Source organism: Pararhodospirillum photometricum DSM 122 (assembly GCF_000284415.1).
Classification (GTDB): domain Bacteria; phylum Pseudomonadota; class Alphaproteobacteria; order Rhodospirillales; family Rhodospirillaceae; genus Pararhodospirillum; species Pararhodospirillum photometricum.
Genome location: NC_017059.1, coordinates 589,477 through 602,866 on the forward strand (window position 1 = coordinate 589,477; position 13,390 = coordinate 602,866).

The following is a 13,390-nucleotide window of genomic DNA, read 5'->3' on the forward strand; positions in this document are numbered from 1 at the left end:
GCCGGTTCCCTTGTCCTTGGGGGGCAAGAGAACCGGGGATATTTCCCTTAACCGTAGGGGATACGGCACCAACCAACTAAATCCCACTCAGGGTCCAACGCGTCATCATAACAAATCTAGACGAACTGGGCTGTATGGGGTGGCGGGGAAGACGTGCGCTCAATAACGCTGGTAGTGTTCATCCTCCGTATCACTGTCGTCAAGTGCCAGAACAAAGCCCTTGGCATTCGTCGGCACATTTTCTTTCGCTGCCGCAGGCTTGGCCGCCTTGTCCTGCCCTAAGTGAGAGATTTTAGGCTTGCGGGCCGGCGCCTTTTGCGCCCGGCGGACCGAGCGGGCGCCCTCGTCGCCAATACGGAAGAAGGCCATGGTGGCTTCCAGTTGCTCGGCTTGGGCCGCCAGTTCCTCCGATGTAGCCGACATCTGCTCCGAAGCGCTGGCGTTTTGCTGGGTCACCTGATCGAGTTGGCGGATGGCCGTGTTGATTTGTTCAGCGCCCACGTTTTGCTCGCGGGCCGCCGCGCTGATCTCCTCGACCAGATCGGCGGTGCGCCGGATATCGGGCACCAGCTTGGTCAGCATCTGGCCGGCCTCGGCCGAAATGGCGAGGGTGTCCGAGGAGAGGACCATGATTTCGGAGGCGGCCGCTTGGCTCCGCTCGGCCAGTTTGCGCACCTCGGAGGCCACCACGGCAAAGCCCTTGCCGTGCTCGCCGGCCCGGGCCGCCTCAATGGCCGCGTTGAGGGCCAGCAGGTCGGTCTGACGGGCGATTTCCTGCACAATGTTGATCTTCTGGGCGATGGTGCGCATAGCTTCCACCGCCTTGGTCACCGACTGGCCGCTCAGTTCCGCATCCGAAGCCGACTGCCGCGCGATCTTTTCCGTTTCGCTGGCATTGTCCGAGCTTTGCTTGATGGTCGAGACCATCTCTTCCATCGACGACGAGGCTTCCTCGGCCGCCGAGGCCTGCTCGGTGGCGCCCTGAGCCATCTGCTCGGAGGTGGATGACAGTTGCTGGCTGCCCGAGGAGACCTGCCCCGCCGCCGTCAGGGCCTCGGTCACCACCGTGCGCAAGCGCTCCAGCATGGTTTCCAAGGCAATGCCCAGCACATCGCGGTCCGACAGGCGCTGGGCATTGACCGTCAGGTTGCCCCGCGCAATCTCATCGGCGACCTGCGCCACCGCATTCAAATTAGCCGTCATGCCGTTGAGCGCCGAGACCACGTCCTTGATTTCGTCGTTGGTGGTCACGTGGATCGTCTGCGATAGATCCCCCAGCGCCACCGCGTTGGCAAGCCCCACCGCCTTGGACAGTCCGCGACTGATCGACAACGCAATCCAGGTCGCAACACTCAAGCTGATCACAATGGTGGCGACCAAGATGGTGATCATCACCACCGTGGTCAGGTTGTAGGCTTCAACATTATTCTCCATCTCTCCCGTCATTTGGGAGCGCGATACGGTGACCAAGTCGTTGATGGGCACCTCCACGGCGTTGCCCAAGCGCTGGCCATCGGTGGTTAATAAGGTGAAAGCCTTGTCGTTGGTGTTAAGGGAGGCGAGGGCACGAACTTCTTGGGAAAAGGCGGCGTAGGCCGGCAACGCTGCGCGCAGAACCCGGACGTCGCCTTGGTCGGTGCTGCTTGCCACCTGCTCGATTTCCAAGACGAACTCCTTGAAGCCCGCTAGGAGAGCATTCGCCTCGGCATTGAGCCCTTCCATTTCGCGCTCGTTCGGGGACAAAATGATGGAACGCTCCAAAACCTGGAGATGATTAAGCTGGGCCAGGATCGATGTTAGAACAAGGGCGCCTTGCGAGTTCCCTCGGCTTTCAGCATTCTTAATCAATGTATTCAACGCCCCAGAAACCTGGGCGAACAAATCATTACCGCGCGCCTTGATGAGTTGGCTTGCTTTAAAATTAGAGTTTTCTAAAGACAGGCCAATAACTTTGTTGGTCATTGCCTTGTATTCTACAATTGCCGCCTCAATAGAAGTGATAGCTTTTCGTCCCTCCGGAGAAATAATCAAGGGGCGAATAGAGTCCAACTTAGCTTCAATAGCTACAATTTTTGTTTCAACTTCATCCTTGAAGCGGAGCATTTCTGATTCATCGTTGGTTATCAGTACATTGCGCAACGCCCGAGCCGTTTGAAAAAACAGGCTTTGAATTTCCAGCGTGCGCATCGCCTTTTCGGCGGCGTTCTCGATAATAAAGGTGGTGCGGTTGTTCATGCCGGCCATGGACGACAGGCCAAAGATCGACGAAACGCCGGCCAGAACGATGATAAGTGCGAACGCGGCGGCCAATTTTAGTTTGATAGTGATGCGCATCTTCATCCCCATCGGTGGAGTGATGGCTCCCCCCGTTCTGGCGGGGCGCCTTCAGGCCAAGGCTTGTTTTTCAAGGCTCTTTTCGCGACGGGGGACTGGGAAGGAGGCACCTCCCCGGCCTTTATCCTGGCACCCCCTGCCACACACCCGTTCCCACGGTGACCAGAGCCCGCTTTGACGTTGGTTACGATGCCGCCCGGTCGGGGCTGGCAAACACACGGTCCATATCGAGGATGACGATAAAGCCCTGCTCAGACTTGCCGATGCCGCGGATAAACTCCGAGCGCCAGACAATGCCCACCGACGGCGCGTCTTCCAGGGTCGAGAAATCGATTTCCATGACCCCAAAGACCTTGTCGGCCAGGATGCCCACCAGGGTTTCTTCCCCGTCGAGACGGATGGACAAAACGACAATGCGCGAATCCAGGGTAATCTCGTCGCGCCCCGAGAGCCCCAGGCGGACCTTGAGGTCCACCACAGGCACCACCTTGCCCCGGACGTTGAGCAATCCCTTGATAAAGGTGCTGCTGTTGGGAACCTCGGTGAGGGCGACCACATCAAGGATTTCCAAAACAATGCCGGCATCCAGGGCAAAAACGTTGCCAGCCAGGGCCATGGACAACACCGAGGTCGTCTGTCCCGAGCCGGTGCCCGAGGCGACAACGGCCCGCCCGCCCTGGGGAACGGGAAGGCTGGAGGAAGGTCCGGTCATCAGCGTGTCTCCCCAAGAGCGAGCCGACGGTCCTCGCCCACGCCTTGACCCATTTCGATCAGGCGCGGCACATCCATGATCAAAGCGACGGTGCCGTCCCCCAAGATGGTTGCCCCGGAGAACTCCCGCACGTCGGCCAGCAGCTTGCCCAGGCTTTTGATCACCGTCTGGTGCTGGCCCACCACCTGATCGACCACCAATCCAATCCGGGCCGTGCCCGAGGACACCACCACGACTTTTGGATAAGGATCGGGCGGTGTCCCGACGCGGAAGCGCTCGCGCAGGCGCAAGAAGGGCACCAACGCGCCGCGGATGTTGAGGAAATCGCAGCCCCCGTCATTGTCGTGGGCATCGACCGAAAGTTCCACGCACTCCTCAACCGTCGAGAGCGGCAGGACATACAGCCCCCGGCCCACCCGCACCAGCAGGCCATCGATGATGGCCAGGGTCAGCGGCAGCTTCAGAAGGATCACCGTTCCCTGTCCCGGGGTTGAGCGAACTTCAATGGTGCCGCGCAGGGCGTCGATGGTGCGCTTGACCACATCCATCCCCACGCCCCGGCCCGACACCGCACTGACCTCGCGTGCCGTCGAAAACCCGGGGTGAAAAACGAAGGCCAGCAGATCACTGTCCGAGATCTGGGTGTCTGGCGCCAGCAAGCCGCGCTCCTCGGCCTTGGCCCGAATGGCGGCCCGGTTCATGCCCCGGCCGTCGTCGGTGATGCTGATCAGCACTTGCGCGCCCGAGTGCACGGCAGAAAGATGGATGCTTCCAACCTCGGGCTTGCCGACCCGGCGGCGTTCGTCGGCGGCTTCCAGACCGTGATCGATGCAGTTGCGCACCAAATGGACCAGGGGGTCGTTGAGGCGCTCGATCACCGTCTTGTCGAGTTCCGACTCTTCGCCATCCATAGTCAGTTCGACCATCTTGCCCAAGGAGCGCGACACGTCGCGCACCACGCGGCGGAAGCGGCCGAACAAGGTGCCAATGGGGACCATGCGGATGCTCATGGTCGTCTCGCGCAAGTCCGAGGACAGGCGTTCGATTTCCTCGGCGACCGCGCGCAGGTTCAGGTCCTCGCTGCGGGCGACGAGCTGACGCAGCCGGGCCTGGGCGATCACCAGTTCGCCCACCTGATCCATCAAGCTGTCCAGCCGCTCGGCCTGGACGCGCAAACTGCCGTGCCCGCTGTCGGCCTGGGCGGCGGCTCGCGTGTCCTCGCGGCCCTTGGCCTGTTCGACCAAGGCCGAGACCACTTTTTCCGGCGAGACCTGCCCCGCCTGGATCAGGAGTTCGCCCACCGGGCGTTGTTGCACCAGGGCAGCTTCCAGGTGCTCCTTGTCCACATCGCCGCGCGCCACCAAGATCTCGCCCAGCCGCTTGGGGCCGGCTTCAACGACCAGGGGCTCGATGCTGATGGTGGCGTCGTCGGCCACAAATAAAAAGACGTCATCAAGGGCGCTGCGCGGCTCGTTGGTGGTGAGAACGATGTCCCACTCCATATAGCAGGCCACCGGATCCAGGTGCTCCAGCGGCGGGATCGCCTCGGGCAGCGCCACCACCACGGTTTCGCCCAGGGCCCGCAGTTCATCGAGAAGGCGCAGGCAGTTGGTGCCGAAGGCCATGACCTGCGGGGCGAGTTTCAGGCGGATGCGCCAGTGCCGCGGGCCCTCGTCGGACGGCGGCGGCGGCGGGGACGCACTGGGCCCTTTGTCCTTTTTGGTCTGGGGCACATGGGTCGCCAGCCGGGCAAGCAGATCGCGCTCGCGCTCTTTGTTTTCCTGGCCGGCCAGCAGGTCGCGGATATGGTCCAGCGCGGCCAGGGTCACTTCCAGGAGGCCCGGGGAGACGGGGATTTCGCCGTCCCGGGCTCGTTGAAACGCCGTCTCGACGTGGTGGGTGAAGTCCGCCACTTGCGTGAAGCCAAACACCGCGCCCGAGCCCTTGATGGTGTGCAGGGCTCGGAACACCCGATTGATTTGGTCGGGGGCGTCGGGATTGGTTTCCAGGTCGAGAAGGCCGGTTTCCATGTCCGCCAGGAGGTCTTCCGCCTCGGCGAGATAGACTTCGGCATGCGAGGAGGGTCCGGCGTTCATGGCTCAGGCCTTTCACCCCAGGAATTTTTTGACAACGGCCAGCAGTTGGTCTTGCTGAAACGGCTTGACGATCCAGCCCGACGCGCCGGCGGCCTTGGCCTGCGCCTTTTTTGATTCTTCCGACTCTGTGGTCAGGAAAATAATCGGTGAGAATTTGTGCGAGGGCAGCTTGCGCACCTCGGTAATGAGTTGCAGGCCATCCATGTTGGGCATGTTAAGGTCGGTGATGATCATGTCGGCGCCGCCCGCCCCCAGTTTGTCCAGGGCATCCTTGCCGTCCACGGCGGTCTTGACCTGATAGCCGGCGGATTCCAGCGTAAAGGCCACCATCTGGCGAATGCTGGCCGAATCATCGACCGTAAGAATTGTCTTCCCCATAACCTTGCTTACTCCCCTGCCCAAAATGGATTGACCCAGCCCAACGCCACGCCCCCCGGATGCGCAAGACCCGCCGACACCAAGGCCTGCGCCAGGGCTCCCTGGGCAGGCGCCGCGAGGGTGACGCTCTTGCCCTGGGTTTCACCACTACGCCGTGCGGCGATCAGGATCTGAATGAACGTCAAATCGACCTCCGAGGCCTCGTCGCAAGCGATGACAAGGCCTTCGCCTGGGCACGATGCCAGCGCTTCCAGCAAGGTGTCGCGAATTTCCTCGGCCTGGGCGATGGTGCACGCGCCAACAAAGCGAACGCGCTTGCCCCGGCCGGCCGGGGGCTCCAAGGGGACCGCTTTCATCAAGGGGGACGCACCGTCCCCTGGGACTGAGGTCATGGCCACGCACTCCCGCTCCGCAAAAACCATTGAGGACAGGCCCCGGGACTGCCCAATAAAAACTTACGGCGGTACCTCCCTCCGTCTTTTAACCACGGAATCCGACGAGGGAGGATATCATCATAACGCTGTAGGCCGGAAGCCCCACCGGGGCGTATGATCGAATTTACTGGCATCGCTTCTGACCGGAAGGGGATGGCGCGTGCGGATTGCGACTTTACCGTCCGTTCCTTAGGGATAACGTTTCAATGTTTTGGATGTCCAGCAAAACCCCCGTAGCCTCTTGGTCATGTGCCAGAAGTGATAATCGCGACAGGAGGGAGGCCGGCACGACAGGGGGCATTTAGGGGTTGAAACAGCAAAAAATTCACACTTACCCCTTTAATTCCCCATATTTTGTTGGAGGATCTCCGGCTTTACGCGTTATTTGTTGATGGTTTTTCTTTAAATGCGTGCCGCTGCTCCTGCCATCGCCCAGGAAAGCCGCCGACTCGAGAAGCGGTTTCCCCTTTGATGGGAAATGCCTTAGGCTCTCCCCGATCCCCTGCCCTGTCCCTTGCCGGATTCCCTTTCTTCCCATGACCGACTTCCCCCCCAAGGCGTCCCCGTCGCGTCCCCCTCGCCGGGGATCCGAGCCCTCTTTGGGACCGGGACTGGCCGAGCGTTGGCCGGTTCTTGTCGTCACGGCGGCCAGCACCGTGTGGCTGAGTGGCTTTGTTGTGTATGTCGTGACGGCGGTCGGGTGGGAGAACGTCCTTCTGTACCAGCCCCTGGAGGTGTCCGGCCTGCTCTCGGGAGCCTTGATGCCGGTTTTGCTGCTGGCCCTGGGGGGCATGGTCGTGGACCGGGGGCAACGCTTCGAGCGCGAAGCCCGGCGCTTGCATGCCACGTTGGAGCAACTGACCTACCCGGGGGAGGGAGCAGTCGGGCGGGTGCGCGACATCACCCAGGCCCTGGAGGCCCAGGCCCGGGTGTTGCACGAGGCCACTGATCACGCCATCCAGCGCGGCGTCGAGATGCGCACGGCGCTGCGCCGCGAGACCGAGGCCCTGGAGGCCGCGGCCGAGCGCCTGGGGACCCAGACCACTCAGGCCGCCACCGGCATCGCCCGGCGGGTCGAGGGGCTCGACACCGCCCAGGCCAAGGCCGTGGAACGGGCCCGCGAGATCGAAACCCTCATGGAGCGGCTGGAAGGGCGCTTCAAGGATACCGTGCGCCAGAGCGCCGAGGAGACACGCCTGTTTCGCGAGGCGCTGGGCGGCGATCTGGAACAGGCCGATCTGCTGATCCGTCACGCCGTCGATCAGACCCGCGCCCTCGAGGCCTTGCGCGAGTCCATCGCCGAGTTGGTGCAAGGAGCCTCGGGCGTGGCCGCCAGCCTGGAGACCCGGGCCAGCACCCTCAAGGACCTGTATGCGGAGCAAAACCAAGCCTTGGGCGCCTTGTCTCGCCAAGGGACGGAGGAGACCCAACGCATCACCGACACCCTGGGCAAGCAGGCCGTGTCCCTGACCCAGGTGATGGAGGGGCTGGTCAGTCGGGTGCGCTTGGCCGACGAGACCCTGGCCATGCGCGGCCGCGATCTTGCCGAAACCTCAGAGGCCGCCCTGGGGCGGCTCAAGGCCGTTGATGGGGTGCTGGCCCGCCATGCCGAGGACCTGAACAAGGTCATCGACGAAAGCCTGGGCCGCCTGGAAGACACCACCGATGCCCTGGGCCAGCGCACCCGCGACCTCGCCGGCGCCGCCAACGAGGCCGGTCGCGGCTTGCGCGCCACCAGCGAGCTGACAGAAAACGCCCTCAAGGCCCTGGGCCTCGCCATGGGCGTGGTGCGCGAGAAGAGTGCCGGTGCCAGCGAGGCCGTGGCCGGCCATGCCCGCGACCTGGATCGCCTCGTGACCCAAACCGCTACCCAGACCGAAACCATTCGCGGCACCTTGAAGGGCCAGACCGAGGACCTCTCGGGGATTGTCTTGCGCATTCGCGAGCAGATTGACCTTGCGTCCCAAGCCATGGGGCGCCAATCGCGCGACCTCAACGAAACCGCCGAGGGCGCCACCCGGGCCATTCGCGAGACCGCCAGCTTGCTGCGCGACAGCGCCGCCGAGATGACCGAGGCCTCGGGCAAGATTTCCGGCGACCTCGAGGGCGTCGTCTCGGCCTTGCGCCAGAGCGCGTTGGAGGTTGGCCTCGCCGGCAAGGGCGCCATCGACGGCCTGCGCGGGGCCGGCCGCAGCTTGATGGATCAAGCCGGGGTGATCAAGGACGCGGGCGGGCTGGCGGCGGCGGCGGTCAGCGAGGCCGAGGGCGTGTTGCGCGCTCAGGCCGCGACCTTGACCACCATCGGTCAAACCGCTTGCCAGACCCTTGAAAACACCGCCTTGCGCGTCGAGGCCGGGAGCGAGCGGGTCACCCAGGTTCTCGACACCTTGGGAGAGACGGTCGGCCAGTCCCTGGGACAGCTTGATGCCCGCGCCCAAGCCCTGGCCGAAACCGCCGAGACGGCCACAGGCCGGGTGGGCACCTTGTCCGAGGCCTTGGGCAAGGCCGGGCTGGCCTTCGAGGAGCGGGTGGGCCGCAGCATGACCCAGGCCGCCCAGGTGGGCGAGCGCCTCCATGCCGTGGTCGAGGAAGTCTCGACCGGGGCCGAGCGGGTGACGGGGGCGGTGCGCGCCGCCGCCGGCGAGTTCCGCCGCGAGATGGGGRCCGGATCGGCCGAGGCGGAAGCGGTGCTTGCCCCCCTGCTCGATACCCTAAAAGCGCTGCGCAGTGAGACCGAACGCCTGGGCGCGGCCGGCGAAGGCGCAGCCCAGGGAACCTTCAAGTCCTTCCGTGCCGCCCTCGCGGCCCTGGCCAAGGAGATCGAGACCCTGGGCGTGCGGGGCCAGACGGCGGCCCAACAAACCCTAACCCCCTTCCAGGCCGCCTTGGCCCAGGCCCGCGACGAAACCGAGCGGCTGGCCCAGATGGGCGCCCAGGCCGCCGAGCGGGCCTTGGGGCCGTTTCGCGAGGTGCTGGCCGGTCTGCACGAGGAAACCAGCGCGCTTGCCACCTTGGGCGAGAGCGCGGCGGAAAACGCCCTGGCCCCGGCCCGCGCCGCCCTCGCCGAACTGGAAGCCGAGACCGAGCGCCTGGGCTCCTTGGGCACCCGGGTGGCCGAGCGCACGTTGACGCCATTTCGGGCCGCCCTCAACGCCATTCGCGAGGAAAGCGAGCGCTTGCCGCAGGTGGGGGCGCGTGCCGCCGACGAGACCTTGGCCCCGTTCAAGGCAGCCCTGGACCGGGTGCGCGAGGAGACCCTGAACGTGGCCGAGACCACCTCGGGGGCGGCGTCCCAGGCCGTGGCCATCGTGCGTGCCGCCCTGGAAACCATGCGGGCCGAGGCCGAGCGCCTGGGCAACGTCGGCGAGGCGGCGGCGCAAGGCGCGCTCAAGCCCTTCCAGGCGGCCCTGGGTGTGCTGGAAGCCGAGATCGAAGGCCTGGGCCCCCGGGCCCTGGCGGCCAGCGACACCGCCCTGACCACCTTCCAGACCACCTTGGGCGAGGTGCGCGAGGACGCCGAGCGTCTGGCCGCCTTTGGCGCCGAGGCGGCCGAGCGGGCCTGGGGGCCGTTTCGCGATGCCCTGGCCAGCTTGCAGGAGGAAACCAACGCCCTGGCCGGCTTGGGCGAGGTGGCAGCCGAAAACGCCTTTGGCCCGACCCGCGCCGCCCTGGCCGAGTTGGAAGCCGAGACCAAGCATCTGGGAAGCCTGGGGGCCCGGGCGGCCGAGCAGACCCTGACCCCGTTCCGCGCGGCGATGGCCTCGTTGCGCGACGAAAGCGAGCGTTTGCCCGGTCTCGGGGTTCGCATCGCCGAGCAAACCCTGGCCCCGGTCCAAAGCGCCTTCGAACGACTGCGCGAGGATGCGGCCCAGATGTCGGACTTTACGGTGGGGGCGGCCGATCACGCGGTCGAGACCGTGCGCGCCGCCGTGGCCAGCCTGCGCGGCGAGGCCGAGCAGGTGCCCCGGGTGGGCGACCAGTTGGCCGAGCGCTTGCTGCGGCCCTTCCAGGCAGCCCTGGCCGAGTTGCGACGCGAGACCGAGGCCCTGGCCGCCTTTGGCGGACAAACCGCCGAGCAGGTGCTAGAGCCCATGCGCGGGGCCCTGGAGAGCGTGCATCAGGAAATCGAGACCCTGGGGCGGTTGGGACCGATGGCCGCGGAACTGTCGTTGTCGTCGTTCCGCGAGGCCATGGAGCAGGTGCGGGCCGAAACCGCCGCTTTGGCCGGGGTGGGCGATGGCGCGGCCCAAGCTCTCCTTGGGCCCTACCGCGACGCGATGGGGATCATCCGTCAAGACGCCGAAACCCTGGGCACCTTGGGCCAAGGTTTGGTGGAAACCCTGCGCAAAAATACTACCGCCTACGCCAAGCAGGCCGAAACCCTGGTGGCCGTGTCGGTCGAGGCAGAGAAGCGCATGGCCGACATGGAAAAACGTCGCGACATGCACGATGTCGAGACCTTCCTCAATGCCTCAACCAAAGTTATCGAACGCTTGACGTCCTTGTCGGTGGATATTGCGCGCATTTTCGCCCCCAGCAAGGAAGAGGATCTCTGGCGCCGGTATCACAAGGGCGACCAGGGGGTTTTCTTGCGTCATCTCGCCCGCGCCGTCACCCCGGCCCACGCCGAGGCCGTCCGCCAGGCCATGACCCGCGACCGGGGCTTGCGCGATTATGTCCAGTCCTACGTCAGTGAGTACGAGGCTTTGTTGGAGAACACGCGGCGGTCGCCCCGCCCCGACGTGCTCACCGCCTTGTTCGTTGGCTCCGACCTTGGCAAGTTGTACATGGTTCTTGCCAAGGCCTTGGGTCGGCTTGATCCCTAACCGGCCAGCGGGGGGAGCCGGGTCCTCGCCCGAAGCCCCCGCCTTCCTTCTCGGGACGCTCTTCACCGGGGGGCGCGCTGTTCTGCCCCTTGTCGGATCCCTTACCAAGGGCTATACGGTACCGTCATGTCTTTGATTTCCACCACCGATGACCTTGCCGCGTTTTGTGACCGCCTGTCCCGCGAGCCGTTTGTCGCGGTGGACACCGAGTTCATGCGCGAAAAGACCTACTGGCCCAAGCTGTGCCTGATCCAGGTCGCGGGGGAGAGCGAAGCCGCGTGCGTCGATCCCCTGGCCCCCGGGCTCAGTCTGGAGCCGCTCTTCGCCCTGATGGACGCCCCGCAGGTCCTCAAGGTTTTTCATGCCGCCCGTCAGGATCTGGAGATCTTTCTCCACGAATCCGGGCGCCTGCCCCACCCCCTGTTTGACAGTCAGGTGGCGGCCATGGTCTGCGGCTATGGGGACTCCGTGGGCTACGAAACCCTGGTTAGCAGCCTGACCCGGGCGCGCATCGACAAGTCTATGCGCTTCACCGACTGGTCACGGCGCCCCCTCACCCCGCGGCAGGTCGAGTATGCCCTGGGCGATGTGATCCATCTGCGCACCGTCTACCAGCGGCTTCAAGAACAGTTGACCGTCTCGGGCCGAGCCGGCTGGCTGGACCAGGAAATGGCCGTGCTCACCGATCCGGCCCAGTACCGGGTCGAACCCGACGAAGCATGGCTGCGGATCAAGGCCCGCTCCCGGTCATCACGCTTCCTCGCCTTGCTCAAGGAGTTGGCGGCGTGGCGCGAGCGGACCGCCCAGGAGCGCGACTTGCCGCGCAATCGGGTGATCCGCGACGAGGGCTTGCTGGAAATCGCCGCCAGCGCCCCCACCACCCCCGAGGCTCTGGCCCAGTTGCGCAGCATCTCACGCGGGCTGGCCGATGGCCCCATGGGCCAAGGCATCTTGGAGGCGGTATTGCGCGCCCAGGCCCTGCCCGAGTCCGGCTTGCCGCGCCCGCCCCAGCGCGACGACCTCCCTCAGGGCTTGGGTCCTGTGGTGGATCTGCTGCGGGTGCTGCTCAAGATGAAGTGCGAGGAGTCGGGGGTTGCCCAGAAGCTGGTGGCGACGATTGGCGATCTGGAGCGCATTGCCGCCGACGACGCCGCCGATGTCCCCGCAATGGAAGGCTGGCGCCGCGCCTTGTTTGGCGAGGATGCCCTGCGCTTGAAGCATGGCCAGTTGGCGCTGGCCTTGACGGCGGATGGGCAGGGATTGCGGGTGATTCCGCTCGAAGGATAAAAAAGGGAAGGCTGGGGAGGCGAGCCTCCCCAGGCCCCTCCATTCCTATAGCCGGTCGCGTAGCGCGAACCACATCATGGCGAGGGCCAGCAAAGGCCGGCGTAGCCGTGTGCCGCCGGGGAAAGCCGGGGTCGGCAGCCCGGCCAGCAGGTCGAAGCGAGCGGTCGAGCCTGTTAGAGCCTCGGCCACCACCGCCCCGCTCAAGGTCGCGAGGGCCACCCCGTGGCCGGAAAAGCCCGACGCGGATACCACCCCCGGCGCCACCCGCCCCACATGGGGCAGGCGCGAGCGGGTGATGCCCAGGGTCCCGCCCCAGCCATAGTCCAGCCCTACCCCCGCCAACGACGGGAAGATCCCCTCCAAGATAGGACGGACAAAGGCCTTGATGTCCTGGGGGAAGGCATAGCCATAGCGCTCGCCGCCGCCAAACAGCAGCCGATGATCGGCTGACAGGCGGAAATAATTCACCACAAAGCGCGAGTCCGCCACGGCGACATTATCGCGAATCAAAGCCCGGGCCCGCTCCGCCCCCAAGGGCTCGGTGGCGACCATGTAGCTGTTGATCGGCATCACACGCGCGGCCACCCCCGGATGGAGCCGGCCCAAATAGCCGTTACAGGCCAACACGACCTCCCGGGCAAGCACCGTGCCCCCGGTGGTCGTCAGGCGCACCGGAGCCCCGGGCTCTAGCCGGGTCACCCGAGTCCGCTCGCGGAGGCGAACCCCGGCCTCGGCGGCGGCCCGCGCCAGCCCCAAGGCAAAATTCAGCGGATGCAGATGGAGCGCGCCCAGATCAAGCATGCCGCCATGATAGACCGGCGACCCCAGCATGGCCCGGATCTCGGTGCCATCGACGAAATGTACCTGATCATAACCATAGACATCGCGTAAATGGCGCACCGTGGCCATGGTGTGCTTGAGATGGCGGGGGCGATGGTCGGCGTACAAAATCCCCGGATGATCGTCACAAGCGATGGCGTGACGCTTGATCAGCTCGCGCACCAAGGCCTTGGCGTCTTCGGCCATGTCCCACAAGCGGCGGGCATCTTCTTCGCCCACCATGCGCTCCAGCACCTGCTGGGGCAAGCGCTGGCCTGAGCCGACCTGCCCGCCGTTGCGCCCCGAAGCGCCCCAGCCCACCCGGTGGGCATCAAGGACGAGAACGTCACGCCCTTGGCGCGCCAGATGCAAGGCCGCCGACAGCCCCGTATACCCCGCCCCGATGATACAGACATCGGCCTGCTCATCCTGATCCAAAGCGGGAAAAGACTCCCAAGGCGTCGCGGTATCGACATAGTACGACGGCGGCGGCGCCCCGCCCCC

8 protein-coding genes are annotated in these 13,390 nt (G+C 65.1%); 2 read left to right on the forward strand and 6 right to left on the reverse strand.

Features of this window, described 5'->3' with window-relative positions; all coding sequences use genetic code 11:
* Positions 1-159: 159 nt before the first annotated feature.
* From RSPPHO_RS02570 to RSPPHO_RS02590, 5 genes are all read right to left on the reverse strand, one after another.
* A complete protein-coding gene (locus RSPPHO_RS02570) occupies positions 160-2,334 on the reverse strand; it encodes a HAMP domain-containing methyl-accepting chemotaxis protein (RefSeq protein ID WP_041796387.1) in 2,175 nt (724 codons plus the stop codon).
* A 184-nt stretch (positions 2,335-2,518) separates the two neighbouring features.
* Positions 2,519-3,046 carry a chemotaxis protein CheW gene (locus RSPPHO_RS02575; RefSeq protein ID WP_014413726.1) on the reverse strand — a complete coding sequence of 176 codons (528 nt, stop codon included), beginning with the start codon at positions 3,044-3,046 and terminating at the stop codon, positions 2,519-2,521.
* Complete coding sequence (locus RSPPHO_RS02580) at positions 3,046-5,142, reverse strand: chemotaxis protein CheA (protein ID WP_014413727.1); 2,097 nt, start codon at positions 5,140-5,142, stop codon at positions 3,046-3,048. The genes RSPPHO_RS02575 and RSPPHO_RS02580 overlap by 1 nt, the downstream gene beginning before the upstream one ends.
* A gap of 12 nt (positions 5,143-5,154) precedes the next feature.
* Entirely contained in the window at positions 5,155-5,520 is a 366-nt protein-coding gene (locus tag RSPPHO_RS02585) for a response regulator (RefSeq protein ID WP_041793856.1), read from the reverse strand.
* 8 nt (positions 5,521-5,528) lie between these two features.
* On the reverse strand, positions 5,529-5,912 hold the full coding sequence (locus RSPPHO_RS02590; RefSeq protein WP_157879061.1) for an STAS domain-containing protein: 384 nt from the start codon (positions 5,910-5,912) through the stop codon (positions 5,529-5,531).
* Between the two features lie 578 nt (positions 5,913-6,490).
* On the opposite strand from RSPPHO_RS02590, the gene RSPPHO_RS17430 reads away from it, so the two are divergent.
* Entirely contained in the window at positions 6,491-10,780 is a 4,290-nt protein-coding gene (locus RSPPHO_RS17430; RefSeq protein WP_051013588.1) for a hypothetical protein, read from the forward strand.
* 126 nt (positions 10,781-10,906) lie between these two features.
* A complete protein-coding gene (gene rnd, locus RSPPHO_RS02600; RefSeq protein ID WP_014413731.1) occupies positions 10,907-12,067 on the forward strand; it encodes a ribonuclease D in 1,161 nt (386 codons plus the stop codon).
* A 45-nt stretch (positions 12,068-12,112) separates the two neighbouring features.
* Here the strand turns inward: rnd and RSPPHO_RS02605 are convergent, their stop codons facing one another.
* Positions 12,113-13,324, reverse strand: coding sequence for an NAD(P)/FAD-dependent oxidoreductase (locus tag RSPPHO_RS02605; RefSeq protein WP_242390557.1), 1,212 nt, complete (start codon positions 13,322-13,324; stop codon positions 12,113-12,115).
* Between the last annotated feature and the right edge of the window lie 66 nt (positions 13,325-13,390).